The 20,036-nt window shown below is 38.1% G+C and carries 13 protein-coding genes and 1 pseudogene; 2 read left to right on the plus strand and 12 right to left on the minus strand.

The features are described from left to right. Nucleotides 1–354 precede the first annotated feature (354 nt). Nucleotides 355–1,432 (plus strand): annotated as a pseudogene (locus BMX79_RS12840) (IS30 family transposase). Between the two features lie 226 nt (nucleotides 1,433–1,658). On the opposite strand, the gene BMX79_RS03945 reads toward BMX79_RS12840, so the two are convergent. The 7 genes from BMX79_RS03945 to BMX79_RS03975 form a co-directional block, all read right to left on the minus strand. Beyond that, the gene (locus BMX79_RS03945; RefSeq protein WP_091479347.1) at nucleotides 1,659–4,427 is read right to left on the minus strand and encodes a hypothetical protein; all 2,769 of its coding nucleotides are present in this window, start codon (nucleotides 4,425–4,427) and stop codon (nucleotides 1,659–1,661) included. A 210-nt stretch (nucleotides 4,428–4,637) separates the two neighbouring features. Continuing rightward, nucleotides 4,638–6,317 carry an ABC transporter permease gene (locus BMX79_RS03950; RefSeq protein ID WP_091479478.1) on the minus strand — a complete coding sequence of 560 codons (1,680 nt, stop codon included), beginning with the start codon at nucleotides 6,315–6,317 and terminating at the stop codon, nucleotides 4,638–4,640. Nucleotides 6,318–6,370: 53 nt separating this feature from the next. Next, nucleotides 6,371–7,456 carry an ABC transporter ATP-binding protein gene (locus BMX79_RS03955; protein WP_091479350.1) on the minus strand — a complete coding sequence of 362 codons (1,086 nt, stop codon included), beginning with the start codon at nucleotides 7,454–7,456 and terminating at the stop codon, nucleotides 6,371–6,373. Between the two features lie 16 nt (nucleotides 7,457–7,472). Continuing rightward, on the minus strand, nucleotides 7,473–8,534 hold the full coding sequence (locus BMX79_RS03960) for an extracellular solute-binding protein (protein ID WP_091479352.1): 1,062 nt from the start codon (nucleotides 8,532–8,534) through the stop codon (nucleotides 7,473–7,475). 88 nt (nucleotides 8,535–8,622) lie between these two features. Continuing rightward, nucleotides 8,623–9,387 carry a response regulator transcription factor gene (locus BMX79_RS03965; protein ID WP_091479355.1) on the minus strand — a complete coding sequence of 255 codons (765 nt, stop codon included), beginning with the start codon at nucleotides 9,385–9,387 and terminating at the stop codon, nucleotides 8,623–8,625. Next, a complete protein-coding gene (locus BMX79_RS03970; RefSeq protein ID WP_091479356.1) occupies nucleotides 9,380–11,038 on the minus strand; it encodes a sensor histidine kinase in 1,659 nt (552 codons plus the stop codon). The genes BMX79_RS03965 and BMX79_RS03970 overlap by 8 nt, the downstream gene beginning before the upstream one ends. A gap of 222 nt (nucleotides 11,039–11,260) precedes the next feature. Further along, nucleotides 11,261–13,198 carry a bifunctional metallophosphatase/5'-nucleotidase gene (locus BMX79_RS03975; RefSeq protein ID WP_091479359.1) on the minus strand — a complete coding sequence of 646 codons (1,938 nt, stop codon included), beginning with the start codon at nucleotides 13,196–13,198 and terminating at the stop codon, nucleotides 11,261–11,263. Nucleotides 13,199–13,596: 398 nt separating this feature from the next. Here BMX79_RS03975 and BMX79_RS03980 point away from each other — a divergent pair, with 398 nt between their 5' ends. Then, the gene (locus tag BMX79_RS03980; RefSeq protein ID WP_091479362.1) at nucleotides 13,597–14,211 is read left to right on the plus strand and encodes a hypothetical protein; all 615 of its coding nucleotides are present in this window, start codon (nucleotides 13,597–13,599) and stop codon (nucleotides 14,209–14,211) included. A 203-nt stretch (nucleotides 14,212–14,414) separates the two neighbouring features. Here the strand turns inward: BMX79_RS03980 and BMX79_RS03985 are convergent, their stop codons facing one another. The 5 genes from BMX79_RS03985 to BMX79_RS04005 form a co-directional block, all read right to left on the minus strand. Then, a complete protein-coding gene (locus BMX79_RS03985) occupies nucleotides 14,415–14,939 on the minus strand; it encodes a GNAT family N-acetyltransferase (protein ID WP_091479364.1) in 525 nt (174 codons plus the stop codon). After that, nucleotides 14,927–15,880 (minus strand): hypothetical protein, encoded by a 954-nt coding sequence (locus tag BMX79_RS03990; RefSeq protein ID WP_091479368.1) that lies wholly within the window; start codon nucleotides 15,878–15,880, stop codon nucleotides 14,927–14,929. The genes BMX79_RS03985 and BMX79_RS03990 overlap by 13 nt, the downstream gene beginning before the upstream one ends. A gap of 712 nt (nucleotides 15,881–16,592) precedes the next feature. Beyond that, on the minus strand, nucleotides 16,593–17,369 hold the full coding sequence (locus BMX79_RS03995) for a tyrosine-protein phosphatase (protein ID WP_091479370.1): 777 nt from the start codon (nucleotides 17,367–17,369) through the stop codon (nucleotides 16,593–16,595). 708 nt (nucleotides 17,370–18,077) lie between these two features. Then, a complete protein-coding gene (locus BMX79_RS04000; protein ID WP_091479372.1) occupies nucleotides 18,078–18,815 on the minus strand; it encodes a nucleotidyltransferase family protein in 738 nt (245 codons plus the stop codon). Between the two features lies 1 nt (nucleotide 18,816). After that, nucleotides 18,817–20,019: a GHMP family kinase ATP-binding protein gene (locus tag BMX79_RS04005; protein WP_170230976.1), complete on the minus strand. Its 1,203-nt coding sequence runs from the start codon at nucleotides 20,017–20,019 to the stop codon at nucleotides 18,817–18,819. Nucleotides 20,020–20,036 lie beyond the last annotated feature (17 nt).

Below are 20,036 nucleotides of genomic sequence, written 5' to 3' on the forward strand. Positions count from 1 at the left end.
AGTGTAGCTGACTTATAATTCCTATGCTGAACTACATTCTCCACTGTACAAAATGAAGTTTGTAGCCATTAAAACTGTTTAACTAAAGTGACGCAAATTCTACCTATTAACCAACTACTTATAATAAAATAAATATAATTCTTTTTTTGATGTTGTTCTATTCTATTAACCCCATAATAAAGGAACAAAAACGTAAAATAAATTTTCGCTCCTGTTCCTTTGTTATATCCACAACTAAATAACTTGCTGGATTCTATAATGAATTTAGCCACTTGGGCTAACAAAAAAAACGCCACGTGAATTTCATGGTCTATTGAAGTTACCGCTAACTCTCAATAGACAGGATGAATTCACATGACGCACTCTAACGATAATACATTAGCACGTAAGGGAAAAAACTTATCTTATGCAGAACGGGCGCAAATAGCAGTTTTAAAGACTGAAAGCTACTCTAACCGCCAGATTGCGAGTGCACTAGGCGTGTTCCGCAAACAATCAATAATGAAATACATCGCGGGACCATCACTCAGCTTAAACGTCAAATACAAGAAGGGAAAGTCTATAATTATTATAAAGCGGTTTACGATCCTGATGCCGGACAAGCTGCTTACGATAGACAATGATTGCACTCTGGCCGTCGGTAAAAATGGATAGATACAGCTGCGTTCATTGAATGGGTAAATGACAAACTATTACAGGAAAAATGGTGTCCTGACGTGGTCGTTGGATTTGCGTTGACACACGATTTGTTTGATCCGGCTATTGTTCCTTGTACCACCACCTTTAAGGATGGGTTGACAAAGGGATCATGAGAACCACTAAAATGGATCTACTTGAAAAACTCTCTAGCAAACCAAAAGACACTTTTTATAGAAGTCGCACCAATAAGCGTATTTTAGGTCATTCCATTGACTAACGTCCTTCAGAAATCGATGATCGCCAGACCTTTGGACACTGGAAAATTGATACAGTCGTTGGGATCAAAATGAAAACCGATTCTGTTTTATTAACGTTAGTCGAACGACAAACACGCTTCGAAATCATCCTCATACTCAAGGGCAAATATAAAGAGTCCGTTGACCATGCAATCTGTAAGTTATGAGAACGAGCGGGTGACACGTTTTCTACAGTATTTAAAACTATCACCTCTGATAACGGCTCCGAGTTTGCCGGTATTCACGAGGCGCTTCAAGAGACACTGGAGGTGTACTTCAACCATCCCTATACCTCATGTGAAAGAGGTACCCGCGAGAACCAGCATAAATTTATTCGTCGATTTATTCCAAAAGGGAAAGCAATCGGTTCATTCAGTGAAACCCACTGTTTAAGAATCCAACAAGGGATGAATGACTACCCCCGAAAGATACTAGGTTATCAAACGCCTCATACCTGTTTTGCCAAAGCTCTTCGCTCTTTATCCCAAGTGGCCTAAGCACGATAGTGCTTAGCACAAGGCTATGTTCACCTGCTTCAAACCAATCAACTCAATAATTTCTACAAGAACGAAAGTTTTAGTAACAGGTGGCTAACTTAAACTTGAAATTTACATCTAGAATTTTTATTGAATGGAACCTATTAATCTTCAGTAAAAATCAAATTTTTCATGAAACCCCCTCAACTATATCAGTGAATATAATATCGCCACTCTATTTCCATCCTTATCTAACAGTAACTTCCAAATTAAATACCTCTGCCATATCGACAAGTCTCGTTCGAACATACTTTTTAATATCTCCATGCTCCGAATCAATTAGTTGAGAGGAAGCTTCCAATCGATTCATATACTCTGCGAGTGGAAGAGCATCTGTCTGTTGAATATGGAATAGAAGCATGTCTATGAATGTCTCTGTATGAACACTAGTTATATCTATCGGGTTCCCTACGAGAAATTCTCTATACCACTCTACAATTTCTATATATTCCTCGTAGCTTCTGCTCGGATTCTTCTTGTACATGTCCTTTACAGAATTGATTGTTTTATATCTAGTCATAGATGTGTCAGCTGCAATTTTATAAAGAGTAAAAGCTCTATTTCTTCTATGTGTACTTAACTCATTGACAATCAATTTGCTAGCTTTATCTAATTTAATTTGTCCTTCTTTAGGCTTAAATGTTATGAGTAGATCAGTATCGTAAAGATCAGTTTTCATCTGATTAAGAAACTGACTGAATACCTTGTAGTATGTGTTATTCAAGTGTCTTAAATTGAGCGAAGTAATTAATGGAAGAATGTATCGTTCAGTTATATATCCTTCTACTACTTTATTGTTCAGAATCAGGTGGAGCTCGGATACAATTAACTTAATAAAATAACCATCAACTTCCATCAATATGTTAGTCAGTGTCTTTATCATCTGTTCTTTGTCATCTGCAATCTGATGAAAAAAGGAATTGATTCCAATCGATCCAATTAATTCTTTGATGTAATCCTCAGTTTTCAGATAGCTCGAATCATATACCTCCTGCAATACCTCTTTCTTATCGTCCTGGGATACTATTCCTCTTTCTACTGATACTAAGGGCAAGTGAATAAACTCATTGCTCTCTATGACTTTAGATTCTTCTTTCTCATTACTTGAAGACAACGCCCATATTAAAGAATTATCTCTGGTCTGAACTGTTATCTGTCTATCTTTAGTCTGGTTAATAGTCAGATGAGCATCCGACTGAAGGTTAATGTAATGATCCTGATTAAATGTCACCCACTCATACGAAAAAGGAACCGCATTACTATAATAAAATTCTATGTCAGCAATCGGCAGTTTTAAATTGTTTAAGCCTATGAATACCTTCAGAGTGTTTTTACCAGTTTTGAATAAATCATAAAAGTCAAAAGTGAATTTAAAATCTCCTTCATTATACAGTGAGACTTCTTTAAGTACGGTTCGTCTCAGCTCAGTCCCGTCGATTATTTCTCCATTAATATCGACAGACAACTGTGACAGTTCGTAAGGAACTCCAAGTCTTACTTTAAATCTTAAGTTCCCTGAATAAACTCTTTTCAACTCATTGTTGTCGACTAGACTGATGGTACTAAGGTACTCATTATTGCTTACTGATACGATTAGATGATTGTTTCTAGCCGTGTAGCGTTCCTCGTTTATTAATATAGCTGTTTTATCTTTCATAACAAATATTGTCTCATTATTGTGCTGCACAGTATGCGCATGCACTATCTTGACATTCTTTTGAGTTTTTATAGAGTATATTTCACCTGTTTTTAAATGGTGTAAACTTTTCTGTTCTTTTTTATTGTTTGAGAGTATTTTATGAAGGACAGGTACTTCCTCCTTAACAGTTTCAATGCTATTAGCGTCAACCTTCCTGTTTTTAGTATAGAATTTACTGCCACTATCGTATACAATCTCACCAGATGAAATTTTCCTTATTTCATATCTGAATCGTGTAAGAGGCGACCTCAGTCGGAATGTCGCTGCTTCACTTCTCCATCCAATTGCTCCATCCTTAATAGTTAAGTCAAGACGTTTTACTACCTTTTCACCATCGTAGAAAATAACATCTGCTTTATGTCGCTCGTTAGATTTAAAGTCAATAAAGTGTGATGGTATATTGATCTCTGTTCCTTTATATGACTGGGTAACCACTTCGGTTATTCCTTGGTTCTTTCTTCTGTTTTTTACTAAGGGCTTGGTATAATCATTGATAAAGTTATTATTACTTGCCATACTTGCCTCTATTTTCTTTTTCAGGTAACCATCAAAAGATGCCGGAAGCAAAGTGTTATTATTTAGCGTATCAAAATATATAAACATCTGCTCGATGAGTGCGCCCACTGCCTGATCATTAATGTTGAAAGCGCGCGCAAAAGACTTCGGCATAAGTCCTCTCACGTAAGCTATTCCATTATATGTGTTGACATATTCACCCTCATCAGTCGATTCGAATGGCTGAAAGATTTCTTTTAAATAAGGGAAAAACAAATCCAGTTTTTCCTTAGTAACCTGTGTCTCAAAATCTTTCAAATAAACTAAATAAAATCCATAGATAATATTATCTCCAGAGTGATCGTTTCCTATTACGCTGTGCATCCGGATGGTTTCTACATATTCATTGCGAGTTGTCCTGTAAAATGCCCATTTTTCTTTCTTGTATGTATACTTCATGGCTGTGATAAAAGCCTCTCTTATAATACCTTCATCGAAACCCAAAGTGGACGATAGATCCTCCCAATAACGTCCACTGCTATATAAATGTTTAGCATAGTGAACAGCATAAAGAGACAAATAATAGCTTTCCTCTACTCTAAGAAGACCTTTTTGACTATAACTACGAAGAGAAGTTACAGCTCGTTTCTCTAAGTGATCGATTTGAGTAGTGTTCAAGTTGACTAGTCCCAATAGCAGAGAATCTGAATAGTGCGTTTTCACTTTATTAATTTCATTTTTTATTATGTTCAATTCTTCCATCTTGATCTCCTTCTACCTATAAACTTGCTTTTATTATAACAGATTTAACACGATTATATAATCGTTTTCAAGTTGTTAGACTTTTTTTATACTATAAAATTCTTTAATTCAAATATATGCTTATGAGCTTTTTACACATAATAGAGCGCACATTCAAAAACGATTGTAATAAAAAACACCTCAGACATTTACAGGCCTGAGATGTTTCTATTATAAGCTAATCTCATCTTTCCCTGAGACTTTCATAAATAAAAGGAGTGACAAGACGGTGAAGATCATCAATATAGTTGATAATGCAGCTGCTATACCATAGTTTCCACGAATAACTTCCGTGTAGATGGCAACAGTAACGGTTCGCGTATTAACTGTATACAACAGAATAGAAGTTGACAGTTCAGATATCATTGTGATCCAGCTGAGTATCGCACCAGCAATGATCCCTGGCATCATCATAGGAACAGTGATTCTAAAGAATGTATTGATCTTGCTGCTACCTAAACTCTGTGCAGCTTCTTCAATAGACGGCGATATCTGATGCAAAGCAGCCACTGATGATCGAATGGTGTATGGTAATCGTCTAACTGCCAAGGAAACGACCATGATGAAAGTCGTTCCAGTAATTGTCAGTAGACCTGTTCCACCGACCCCTGTATTGTAAGAAGTCAGGAAAGCAATTCCCAGCACAGTTCCCGGGACGATATAAGGAATCATACTTAGTGTATCGATCGTCGCGGTGAGAGGATTTCTTCTTCTGACAGCAAGGTAAGATATAAATACTGCAAAGATTACGACAATTGTGATAGCCAGTAAAGGAATTCTAATTGTGTTAATGATTGAATTTCCCATTCTTGAAAATGCCTCGCGGTAACTGTTCAACGAGTAGCCTGGCTGGAACACCATACCACTTGTGTTCAAAAACGAAGTATAGACAAGATACAGCTGAGGCAGAACTGCAGTAAATACTACTCCGTAGCTGATGACATACACCATAACTTTTTTAAAGCCGGATACTTTCTTCGTACGTACTGGGTGCAGTGAGTTCATCGAGAATGAATACTTCAAGGCGACCATCTGCTGCAGGAAGAAAATAGTCAGGGCGATAAAGATAGCTATAACAGCTAATGCAGAGGCAAAGGCCGAGTCTCCTCCGACTTCACTGATAAATTCAGTATAAATCAGAACAGGAAAAGTCCGATACCCTTCACCAATCAGCATGGGAGTACCAAAATCAGAAAATGCTCTCATGAATACAAGCAAGGCGCCTGCTAGAACGGTTGGCATGAGCAAGGGAAGCACGACTTTGAAGAATCGATTGATTCCTGTTACACCCATACCTTCTGCTGCTTCAAGTATGGATTGATCGATGCTTTTAAACGCACCGTTGACGTAAAGAAAAATCAATGGAAATAGCTGGAGAGAAAACACTAGTACAATCCCTGAGAAACCATAAATATCCGGCATTTGAATGCCAAATAGATTACTTAGTGAACGTGTGATCAGGCCACTTCTTCCTAAAAGTAGAATCCATGAATATGCGCCAATGAAAGGTGCGGACATAGATGCAATAATGATTAGAATTCTCAAAAGTTTTTTCCCTCTGAACTCAAACATAGCGAACAGGTAGGCTAAGAGAATACCCAAAATCAGTGCGAAGACTGTCGCTGTTATCGACACTTTAAAACTGTTGAATAGTGTGCCAGAATAATAACTCATCGAGAAAAAACGAGTGAAATTTTCAATAGTCAGTCCACTGGTTTCTGTAAATACAGACTGCTTAAGTAAATTTCCAACAGGGTAGACAAGAAACAGGACGTACGTGATGAGGATAACTATAGCTGAGATACTCCAGATATCCAGTCTAAAGCGTTTTTTCTGAGTTGGACCTGCCATAGCTGTAGGATCTACTTTTGCCAATCCATTCAGTTCATTCTGTTTAGTAGCCATTATCTCACCTCCGTAAGATTAATCGTACCTTCAGAATTGTACACATTGATTTTGTTCGGATTGATTTTAAAGTTGACGATATCTCCTGCATTCAGATCTTCGTCAAAGCTGGATTCTTCTGTTACTTGGATAAATTTCCCGTTAGAGAGTTCGACCATATATTCAGTATTTAGACCTAGATAGATACTGTCTTTTATCACTGCTCCAAAAGTCTCTTCAACAGATTCTACGCGATTGAAGTCTTCTGGACGAATACTTATTCTCACATTTTGTGGTTCAATATGAGTTAATTTAGGCATCGGCAGGCTGTACCCATTTTCAAAAGTTATGACAGGAACTCCATTTACCATATCCAATTCAGCATCGAGCATATTGGTTCGACCGATAAAGGTAGCTACAAATTCATTTGCAGGACGATGATAAAGTTCTTTCGGTTTGCCCACTTGCTGGATAACTCCACCCTTCATTACAGCAATCTGATCGGAAATAGCCATCGCTTCTTCCTGATCATGTGTCACATAGACAGTCGTAATCCCTACTTCACGCTGAATCTCTCTGATAGCCTGTCTCATATCAATTCTAAGCTTGGCGTCAAGGTTACTTAACGGCTCATCCATAAGAAGGACATCGGGGTTGATCGCCAGTGCGCGAGCCAGTGCCACACGCTGCTGCTGTCCCCCGCTTAACTGTTCCGGTTTCCGGTCCATGTACTCTTCCATCTGAATCAGCCTGAGATACTTTTCAGCTCTGGACCGGACCTCATCTTTTTTCAGTTTACGCTGTTTCAATCCGAATTCCACATTTTCACGAACACTAAGATGCGGGAAAATAGCATAATTCTGAAACACCATACCGATATTACGTCTGCTCGGATCCTGATCATTTATTCTGTTCTCGTTAAAGAAAAAATCTCCACCCTCAATTGAGTTGAATCCAGCTATCATACGCAGCAGTGTCGTTTTACCGCATCCCGAAGGTCCTAGTAATGTAAACAAGGACCCTTCAGGAATACTGACATTCAAATCGGGAATGACAACTGTTTCGTCGAATATTTTCTTGGCGTTTTTAATACTGATCTGACTCATACCCAGTTCTCCCCTTTTATCTGCTTGATTCGATTTCTACAAAAATGTCGTTGTAGCGACGGACGATATCTTCTCTATTCTCTGATACATAGTCCATATCTTCCTGGATAGAATTAATGTCTCCAAATGCTTCCATGCTGTCATTTGTCTCCACATCTTCTCTAACCGGTCTGTTCGTCGTTGTAGTAGACAACACATTCTGGATTTCCTGGGAAATGATGAAATCGATAAAGCGCTCGGCATTTTCTCTATTCTGAGATCCTTTGATTATAGCCGCACTCGCAGGAAGGAATACAACACCTTCTTCAGGATAGACAATTTCTACATTTCCACCATCACCGATCAGTTTAGCAACTGGATCTTCATAAGATAAGCCGACAGCCATTTCCCCATCAGCAACGGCACGGTACACATTACTTGAACTGGAGCTGATTTTTCCATCTACGTTTGTATACAAGTCTTTGACAAAGTCCCATGCTTCATCTGACTCGTAGCCCCCTTTTGCCGCCAGCATATTCGTCAGCTGAGCAAAAGCACTAGATGAATTTGCCGGGTCTCCAGATGAAATCTGTCCTTTCAAGTCTGGATGCAGCAGATCTTCATAGCTGTTAATCTCAATATCTCCCACAAGATCAGGATTGACTACCAGGACACTACCATCCAATGTATATGGTGTATATAGACCAGATGTGTTCTGATACTCATCAATGACATTGTCATTTTCTTCAGAAACATACTCTTCAAATAAATGCTCACTCATTGAGAACTGTGAATAACCCCCACCAAAGATAATGTCTGCCACTGGTGCATCTTTCTCACTTTCAAGTTTAGTGAAGAGTTCCCCTGTCCCAGCCTGAATCAGGTCTACTGTAACTCCATATTGCTCTTCGAATGCAGGAATAGTTGCATTGATCAGTCCTTCTGAGTTAGGAGAGTATATAACTAAACTGTCCGATGACTGATTCCCATCTCCTGTTTCTTCGGCCTGACCATCTACATCTCCACCATTATTGCAGGCAGTTAAAGTTAATACCGTCGCACTGCAGATCCCCAAAAGCCATTTCATTTTTTTATTCATGTTCTCCACTCCTTTTATTTGTTGCCTTCATTATGTCAGACGTTTAAACGCTTTCAAATCCTACTATTTTATACTTTTGGGGAAAATACTATAATTTGTCCAGAAATTCTTTCGTACTGATACCCACGTATTTCTTAAATACTTTGTTGTAATATTTGTACTCACTGAACCCACAGTCACAGGCGATGTCATATAGCTTTTTGTCTTCCTTCCTCAGCATCTGAATGGACTGATTGATTCGGTATCGGTTCAGGTAGTCATTAAACGTCGTCTGCGTTTCCTTCTTAAATTTGTCATGCAGCAAAGCTGGACTATATCCGATTTCTTTCGCTACATCACCGAAAATGATTTTTTTAGAAAAGTGAGTATGGACATAATCAATCATTTCTCCCACAATTGGATCTTCAAATGCTGCTTTGGGTAAGTTATAAATTGCTGTATGTTCCATTGTTTCAGACTTCTGTAAATGTTTTAAATACCGTTGTTCATCGACCTGTTCTTTTGCACGTTGAATTGCTTCCACAATGTCACTTTCTTTAAATGGTTTAACCACAAATTCAGTCACTCCGAATTTAATTGCTTTCTGTGCATTTGAGAATTCATTGTACCCCGATAAAATAATCGTGCTGTAAGTGTGACTGATTGTCTGCTCGAGCATATCAAAAGCAGTCATCACTGGCATATTAATGTCAGTGAGAACGATATCCGGACTCAGTTCTTGAATCATGTCACTCCCTTCTTTTCCATCCCTAGCCTCTCCAATCACTACGCAGTCCAGTTCTGTGAAATCTATACCATAAACTAGTCTTTGACGTATCAATCTCTCATCTTCTACTATTAATAGCTTATACATATTTGCCTCCTTTTATTCTGATCTCGTTCACTGTGCAGCTCATCTTTGAAAACAAATTGAATTCTGCATTTGGGTACACCAGTTGAATCCGCTGTTTCGTATTTTTTAATCCGTGATGGTAACTTGTCTCTTCAGTCTGACCCAGCAGTTTAGTCACTTTTTCCCTGTCCTTATCTTCCAGCGCATGTCCGTTATCTATGACACGAATAATGACAGTTTCGTCCGTGAGTTTTGCCGTAACTTTAACCTTTAAATCTCGTCTATACTTAAATCCATACTTCAAGCTATTTTCAATTAAAGGAAGGAGAAACAATTTAGGTACAATAATATTATTAAGCTTCTTATCAACTAAAAGTTCATAGCTGAAGTCCTCAAAACGTATCTCATTAATGGCTAAATAGTTTTTGACATACTCCAAATCTTCCGATAAAGTCGTGCCTTCATTCTGCTCATCCACACTATAACGTAAGAGGCTGTTCATTCTTAACAGCACTTCGTTTGCAAGTTCTGTGTCGATATACATAGCAGATCGAATGGTTTCCAGAGTGTTGGCCAGAAAATGGGGATGAAACTGAGCTTCCAGTTTTTTCTTTTCCATGTCTATACTGAGTTGATTGAGCTTCACGTAATTGGCATGGCTCGTTCTCAATTCTTCAACCATATTGTTTATATCATCTGCTAGATGTTCAAATTCATCCTCAGTTTTTATTTTGATCAAGTAACCAGGTATGCTTTTGACACGCTCCATCTCACTATTCAAAAAGTAAAGAGACTGCCCTGTTCGAGCGGATACCCGTCTCGAGAAGTAGACTGAAAACAATACGATGAATATAGTCGCCACAATTAGCAGAACCACACTTGAAACTAGGACAGTCATCTGAGGTTCATTGGATAGAAAAGCTCTGACAGTCAAGTTATCGAATAATTTGTAGTCATTAAACAGTACGCCGGCTTGTGCCCCTTCCTTAACAAAGATATCCTGTTCCAGCTTGCCAGTATGTCGATACACCTGATCCGTATTCGAAGAAAGGACATTTGAGTAGTTATCGTAAATGACGTAACTTGCCAATACATCCTGTCCAATAGGCAGGAGCTCTTTCCCGTTAATGACAGATACGCCATATCCTAATGGCTCGTTATCTTCCAGAAAGGGGTGAAGATAAATTAGATAAGTATCGCCATTGTTCGCCCTGAATACCCTGACAAGATTTTGAAACCCATCTATCTTTTCATTTTCGGTGACAATATATAAGTAGTTATGAAAAGCATAGTTGTCGTCGAAAGCATTATTTGTAGACAACCTCACATCAAAATTATTATCAAACAATAGGAGATCACTCTTAATCTGCTTCTGAGAGTTAAAAGAATAGAACAGCCGGTAAATCTGACTGGTCTCGATACTGCCCGCTCCCGATATATACTGCTCGATTAAATCAGTATTAGTTCGATAGAATTTTTGATCGATTGTCGAGAGTGTTTCAGGGACGACTTGAGCAAAAGTTTGAGTTGTATTGTTCAGTCGGTGATTTCTCATATTGACTCTATATACCCCCAGCAATACAACAGCTAGCATCATCATAAGAAAGATTGTAATCAGCGATCCCTTTATAAGCTCTTTTCTGATATTGTGTTCAAATCGCTTCATTTTCATTTAAGTCATCCTCTTTTCGATAGCGTTTTCTCTATTGTCTATCATATAGTGAAAATGGGCGGTTTGCTATGACAATATTTTAGCACTTCTATAAGTCCAGCTTCATCTACTCTCTGGTTGTATATAATTGATAAGAAAGTAAAAACACCATGATGCGTCTCATATGCGAGACACATCATGGTGTTTGAAATCAGCTAAACTATATTGACCTTCGTCTGATACCTACCTTTTCTTCTTAATAAAGTGAGCAGATGCTCCAGCAGCGACGCTTCCTAGTCCTGCTAGTCCGATCGTCCATGTTAAGGTCGCAGTTTCAGGTAGGCGTTCGCCTTCTTCCCCCTCTGCTGCCTCTACTTCTGAATCGACATCATCATCTTGATCTTCATCGTCTGAATCTACAGGTGCAGGAACCACTGTGTCTTCTTCCTGATCCTCTTCAATGACTTCTGGTACTTCGACTTCTTCGTCGTTATCGTCTTCTACAGGAACAGCTGGTACTTCAGGTTCCTCTTCTTCAACCTCGTCATCGAGATCCTCTTCATTTTCTTCTGGAACCTCCGGATCATCAGTATCTTCTTCATCATCTACTGGCTCTTCCGGAGACTGTTCAGCTAATGGCAAGACCTGAATACGCCCTTCAGTTGGTTCGTAGTCTACAGCACCTTGAGCTGCAGTCGTATCCTGTACATACTGAATGAGTGCATTGGTTACTTGACCAGCATCTTCAGTGATGATACTGGCATTTGAAAAGTCATACCCGTCTCCACCAGTAACGATGAAGTTGTTTGTAGCGATTCTATATGTTTGATCCATATTCATCGGTTCACCGTTAATAAATAGGTCAGAATCCGCATAAAGACCCTCATCATCCGTATAGATGATATAGTTCAGTCCTGAAGTCTGAAGGTCTACCTGAGGCCCGTAGCTGTTTAGAGATCTGTGGAATGAATAAGCGATGACTTCCTGCAGTTCATGTCCAGTCATTTCAAGAATAGTAATATGATTTCCAAATGGATCAACAGTAAATATATCTCTTGCGGTAATGTCGCCCGCAGCTATGCTGGCTCTGATTCCGCCGTTGTTAGTGATTGCAATATCCGTGTTGGCAAATGTTCTGACAGCATCCGTAATCATATTTCCTAAAGCGACGTCCCGAAGCCAGCGATCATCTCTGCTCAAACCTGTATTAGTAAGACCAAGTACTTCAGAAAGCAGCTCTTCAGTTTCTTCGTTATACTGGTTAACCATTGACTGAACCTCGCTGTCTATCCCGTCCACATCTGCAACGGGTTGTAAGCGACCGTCAACTGAGACTTCTCCAGATTCGCCATCAACTAGCAAGTTCAGGACCCCCACGTTGCGTGCATTACTTCCCGATTGAGCAATTGGTGTCCCATTTACGACCTCTGGTTCGTTCAATGACGTGTGAGAATGCCCGCCAATGATCAGGTCAAAGAATTCCACTTCTTCGGCTAAACGTCTGTCCGCTGCGATACCGATATGAGTCAAAGCGATGAAAATATCCACCTCATCTCTTAAGTATTCATAGTTCAGAGCAGTCTCCGTGTATCCATCAAATTCGAGTCCTACTAGTCCAGCCGGATTTGTTGCAGGAGGACTTTCTGTTAATCCCAGGACACCCACAGTAAATTCGCCAAATTCAAAGATTTCATATGGATCAGGTTGTGCAATTGGAATTGACGGATCTACTACACGAGTATTAGCTGAAATCCAATTGAAGTTGGATTCATTTCTTCTGTACTGAAACACGTCCTGTCCATAATCGAACTCGTGATTCCCGATTGTCATAAGATCAAGATCTACCGCGTTTAATAAGTTGATCAGCGGCTCACCGTCCTGCAGATCCACTACCGGATTTCCGCTGAATATATCTCCAGCATCCAAATATAGTGTGTTATCCAAGATGTCACGCTGCTCATTTAAAAAGTATGATAAGCGACCGAAATCATCGATGCTTGCATGTATGTCATTGGTATGGAAAATAGTCATCTCAAAGTTATCTGATGACTCAGTGGCTGTAACTTCTGCCACGTCCTGTTCCTGCTCTTCGTCCTGTTCAGCAAAGGTTACTGCTGGTGCAGCGAAAAGCATGGTTGAAGATAGTAAACTAAGTATCCATTTTGTACTTTTATCACTCATTACATCACTCCTTAAACAATTAAACACGTACGAACGTCGTAACCTTATAATATTTAGTTCGTGTTTAGGGATATAATAGCATACTCAAAAGTGAATTAAAGCATTTTCACAAAGATTAGTAAATTCTAATTTTATGCGGTATTATATATGCTCAATTGTATCTAAAAGGTTTAAATACATCCTATTGCACACTATATTACGTAATCGATTTTTAATAACAGGTATTCAAAATAACTCAATCATTCTGAGAATCGTGCTTCCAATTTTCTAGAAACCTCAAACCTATGCATATAGTATTTCACTTCTTTAATTATCAATTAAAAACTACCCAAATCCCTGTTATCATGCACCCTGTTTATGGTACACTTTGTAAATCAGCTAAAAAGGAGAAATTGAATATGAACAAGCAACACCTAGAGACTGCTAAGCAGTTGGAAATCAAAAAGGCGCCCGAGGAGCAATCTACGGAAGCCGCTAATAATCAGTACACTAAAAAACAGCTTACTCACTTTATCGAGCATCACGATTTGGACATTGCCAAGAGCTGGAAAAAAGCAGAGATTGTTGAAGCTTTAACTGAGTGGATGGAAACTGCACAAAAAGATGTCCTAGACTCTAATTCTGACTTACAATCATTTTATTCAGAATCAGTAGTAAATGCTGATGAGTCTTTGAATATATATGATGATAACCTGTCTGATGACAGCCTGGAAAATATCTTGAAGTTAGTGGAACATGGTTTAGCTTACAATGTAGATGGACAGCTTTGGGTTCCGGCAGAAATATCTGCTGAAGTCTCAGCTGAGGACAATGAGTCAAGTGTACAAGTTGACGAGCCTAAGAAAGAAGCACCAAAGAAACAGACGACTTCAAACAGCCAGTCAAAAACGACTTCTCACTCAGCTTCCTCTTCTTTTGAAAAAGCAGAAAGTATTGAAGACCAGAAGAAAGCTAGACTCGAGTACTTAAAAAAACAGGCCAAACGTAAGAAAAAAGGCAAGAAAAGAAAATAGTAAAGCCTGTCCTAAATAGAATAAAGGATCAAAGAGATGATTAAGTCTCCTTGATCCTTTTAATTTACGAATTATATATAAAAGTGACACCCGCACTCTAAATTAAACTCTCATTTTTACTGCTGAAACATGTCCCTGTCTGCCCAATGATCTAAAGATTCACTATATGTAGGCATTCCTGATCGAGTGACCAGAGGTCTATCTTATAGATCCGCATCCGGTGAGAACTCATCCTTCAGTATCGCCATACTGACCATATCAGCAAACCTGCCATTCTTAAAAACAGCTTGTCTTTCAACGCCTTCTTTTTTGAATCCTACTTTTTCGTACAAGGCTATGGCTCGTTCATTACTAGCCAATACAGATAATTCAACACGATTCAAATTCATGTCACAAAATGCATGGTTTAAAATCTCGTTTGTGGCGTAGGATCCTATGCCTTTGGACCTTTTTGAAGATTTCCCTATCATAATATGAAAGACAGCAGACTGGTTAAGACGATCTATGTTAGTCAGACTGACCAGACCAATTAACTGATCTGCTTCATTAAGTATGGAACACCTTATATTATTCCCTCTATTTGTCAGATAATTATCAAACCAATTATAATCTACCTCTTTATTGATGTATCTAAAAGGAGCGCCAAGACTCTCTATAAGATCTTTATCGGAGCGCCATGAATTGATTGCTGGAATATCCTCTCTTTCAAGTTCTCTTAATCTATACATAAAGTCAACTCCTTCAGCAGGGTGTCCATATCTGTCAGACTGTATCTCTGATCGCATGGTAAAGGTAGAATGTTCGCTGCATAATCAAATTCATTGCTATCTGATTCATTGTCTTTCAACACATTCGGCCACAGGGTGGGGATATATACCTTTTTTTCTGCTAATTTCTTTCTTATTTCAATTCCGTTTTCTACATAATAGGGATAAGCAAAGGGTCCCTGGGGTGAATGAAGCTCCAGTATGTTAGTTTGCTCTAAATGATTATGCAGATATTCAAAATTTGTATTTCTTGTTTCCAAAACATTTTTATAATCAATTGCGCCCAGGATGTTCCTGGTAAGCTTGGACATAGATTTTATTGGTAATTCATCAAAGTCAGCATCACTCTTCTTATATTCTATATAGTAGTCTGATGCTTTCCCTTCAAACCTTCCTAGAATATGATTCATACGAGAACTTGATTGACTCTCTTCTAAGTCTTCGTTTAAAAAAGTATCGGTGGATAAATAAGCGCCGTCTGGCAGACCAAAGAATTTTCTGCACGAATAAAGTGTATCTATGCCCTCAATAGGTTTTTGAAAAAAAGACTGCGTATTATCTACTATGACATTACCGTACTTGAATTTATAGTCTCTGAATTCGTCATCTGTGAACTGTCCATAGTAGTTCACTATATATAAGTACGAATTATCACTTAACTGTTCATTAAAAATGGGACGGAAGTTTCTATCTATTTCATAGTAGTCATACTCAATCTGATTTTTACTCAATATATTCGATACAGAGTCACATAAAAAATACGGCAGGTGTACTTTACCTATGTTCTTTGACTTGACTAGGTACAATAAAGCGTTCCGGGCTGTATTGAGTTCAACTAGATTTTTATGAAAAGGTTCATCTATCAGCTGATCTAATTGAAAATAGCCTCCAATTTCTTTCATACCCTCACCTTCCCTATAATTAAGTCGATTCATTTATAGAATTGAATTTGTTCCTGTTAACGATAGATTTACTCTACTGTTCCTATTGCCATTTTGCTTATTATTGTTTATAAAGGTTTATCGTTCACATGTAGTACTTAACTAATTGTATTTGACTTTCCAAAAAAATAAAACTTGTATTCGTTACCAATTGCAGATTCAGCAGTAGACGCACTCAGACTTTCGTTATAAGTTGTGCCAATGACTACATTATGTTGGGCAAATAACTTATAAGTAACTTTATTTACTAATTTTATCTTATCTGCAAAAATAAAAAAAGGATAACATGTATGAACTGCTATATAAGACTTGATTAGCCTTTTTTTAACTCAATGAATAACAAATAGAAATATACTGTTAAGCCTAAAATATAGAATCGGTATAATAATAAGATCCACCAGAAAATTTGTTAATTATTATCCTGGTGGATCTTATTTGATTTTTAACTTACATGAGCAGACAAATAATATGAGCAATTAAATTTAAACATAATTTCTGAAAAAATTAGTTTCCGATTTGGGTTAGATTTGCCTTTAGCCAGAAGGAAGTATAAAAAAATAAAGTTTAAGAAGCATTAAGCCTGAATCATCTGTTTTCATAACTAACCCTTGCTATTTAATAACTGAATTAACCTTCAACAATAGAGTTAATTTCCCTATTGAAAAAAATCTGTTTACTTCCTTTTTAACAACTTAGACAGAGTGCCCCGCTGTATATATTGGGCATCAGGTACGATAATTGGTTCACCGTTGAGCAAGTCTTTTGTAGTCTGGTGAAACTCATTACGTTTACTCCGGCCGTACTCTTTCAATAATTTTTCATAAGCCTTCTTCATATGAAACTTCCTGTTTGTAGAATTGTGAGCATCAGAAGCTATAAAATGAACGAGATTCGCCTCAATTAATTGCTTACTCAGTTTCTCGATTTTCTTTCCAAATTTTCCCGTGTAACTCGCGGCTGTCAACTGAGCTAAAGCACCTTTATCTATAAGATTTTTCAAACGATTTGGGTGTTCGATAATGGCATGATTTCTTTCAGGATGAACAATAATAGGGGTTTTACCTTTAGATTGAAGTTCGTAGAAGAGACGTTCAGCGTAATGAGGAATGACTCCAGTCGGAAACTCAACTAGAATATACGTATTACCTTCATCCGTATACAATATCTTATCTTTCTCTATATCTTCTAAGAGATCCCCGTAAAGACTAACTTCTTGTCCCGGAAATAAGGTCAAATCAATATTTCTGTCATCCAGTTCAGCCTGCAGATTATTCACACGCTGGACTACTGTTTCTTTTTCATTGATCCAATCTTGTTTCTGATGATGTGGCGTGACCAGTATATGTGTAATGCCCTCTGATACTGCTAATTTGGCCATTTTAATTGATTCTTCTATTGATTTTGAGCCGTCGTCTACTCCTGGTAGTATGTGACAATGCAAGTCGTACATATGTATCCCTCCTGTTAAATAATAAATGAGAATAAATAATATAAGCTATTAATTGCTAAGTACTGTTAATACGAAATTAAAGTAAATCAAATATTAATAAGGTCGAATAAGATATAATAATTACTTTGAAATCATAGTTATATTCAACTTAAATTTATTCATTCATATTAATAACTCGCTATAGATATTAGAATAGCATAAGATACAACATCTGTAGATACCTCGAAGAATTATTAATAAATATTACCACTTAAACGTTCAATAAAATGTCACAATTAGACTATTAACATTTGAATAAAACTATAGACGGAAATATAATTATTCATTATTGATAATATCAAATATGATAAATTTAATACAAAGATCTGTAAGTCAATTCTTCTAATTTAAATCGTGATAAATGATAATAATACAGAGTTTTAAATTTATTCACTAATTGAGGTATATAGAAATTTAAATTTTTTTGAAAATAAATATTATCCTTCGGGTGGAAGTGAACGTTAATTATTTGAGGTAACATACAAATAGCCTGATACCAATTTATCTCAGGTATCAGGCTGCTATATGGAATTACAACTTATCTTAGTTTTTGCAAGTAATCGTAGTATAAATTAATAAGTGTTCTCTAATACCACATGGTTTAGGTTAGTTTAACTAATAAGAGCAAACTCTGTATTTGATTATAAGCATAGTGATTAAAATCAGAGTTTACTTTCCTTCAAATATCCCTTTCACTCGTTCATAACTCTCGACGGTCCCGATATCATACCGCTTGCCCTCAAAGCGATAGGCGTGCACTGGTCTGTTATTCAATAGGTAAGGTACGAAATGGCCGGGCGCATCCGGATTGTGTCCTTCATCAAGATACTGTCTGATTAGCGGCAGAGTTTCTTTTTTGTATAAGTAAAATGCCGGCACACAGTAACTAGATTTAGGATGCTGAGGCTTTTCTTCAAAAGATAGAACTTTATCCATGTTGTCCAATTTAACTACACCTGCCCGTTTGAGCTGGGTTTTATTTTCTTCCAAGTATGCTGTAATGCAGTCGGAATCCTTTTCATTAAAATAATCAGCGAAGTCAGACAGTTCAAAATCAAACAGGTTGTCTCCTGCAAGAATCATGAGGTCATCTTTCACACCATGGTTATCGATCACATATTGAATATCACCAATAGCCCCTAGACGGGTATCATTGGTCAACGTGCCGTCATTGACTACAGATATCGACTTGTTGTAGTCAACTTTATCAAGCCACTTCTCGAAATGAGAGGTAAATTTGTCGTTTGTTACGATAATGATTTCGTCAAGCTCACTTACGTTCATCATTTTCTCTATAATGTGATCCAGTATGGATTTCCCTGCTACTTCAAGTAAGGGCTTGGGACGGTCCTTCGTCAAAGGATAAAGTCGGGTCGCATAGCCTGCTGCTAATATAATTGCTTTCATCTTATACCCACTCCTCCAAGTCAGTAATGTAATCCGCACCGTCGGCTGTCTGACAGAAATTAACCGCATAGACATCTTTATATTCAGGATGAGCTATAGGGTAACGACTGTCTATCGCTTCTTTGATAACATCCTTCTTACTAGGATCTACCAGTCCGATGACAGCACCTCTGTAGCCTGCGCCACTTGGTCGGGCACCATAAACCCCTTCTGTCTCTCTCAGTATGTCATAAATCGTCTTCATCTCAGGAATACCTGACTCATACTGATAGAAGGAACTTTCCCCAGATTCAAACATATACTGACCGAAGGCTTGGAGGTCTCCATCTTTCCAAGCTTCTGCTCCTTTTCTGACACGTTCCTGTTCTGTATAGAAATGAGCAGCTCGTTTGCGGAAACGTTCGGGTAACTGGTCCTTGTATTGATCATATACATCAGAAGAGATGTTTCTCAAATATACCTGACTCAAATCTGGTGTATGATCCATCCCGCTTAAATCCTGCAGCAGCCATCCTGCCACTCTAAGTTCGTCAGTCCGATTGTTAAAATCCGTGCTGATCAGATGTTTCGATATACCGGAATAAACCACGATGACTTCGAATGCCGGCATGTCTTCTCCTTTCTGAATCATCTCATGCTCATTCGTCCGACAGTCCATTACCATCAGTTCATTATCCATACTCAAGACATTCGCTGACTGATCGAGTATTCCGTTTTTCAAACCGATGAACTGTGTTTCCACCCAGTGACTGTACTGAATCAGCTCCATTTTTGAAAGCTCTATTCCATTTACATCACTTAAAGCCATAAGATAAGCTGTTGTTACTGCTGCAGAAGAACTTAAGCCACCTATAGGCAATTTCCCACTGACCACTCCGGACACTCCAGTCTTCAGAACATAGTCCTGACGAAGCGACATGACTGCGCCACGCAGATAGTTTACCCATGATCCTGGAATATATTCGGCTTCATGACTGACGTGAAAGTATTCTTTATCCGGGAAATCCAGACTCTGTACGTTAACGTAACCGTCTGGTGCTGGTGCATAGACAAAATCGACGCTGGCATCAAGCGTCATCCCTGTCACTTTTCCTAACTGATGATCGGAATGGGCTCCGATCGGACAGATACGCAAGGGAGAGCGGACTCCTCTGACATCTTTTAATCCATATGTACTATTAAAGTGCTCAACAAGTTTATTCAAGTCTTTATCCTCCATGT

This window comes from Alkalibacterium pelagium, from assembly GCF_900109325.1.
Lineage (GTDB): Bacteria > Bacillota > Bacilli > Lactobacillales > Carnobacteriaceae_A > Alkalibacterium > Alkalibacterium pelagium.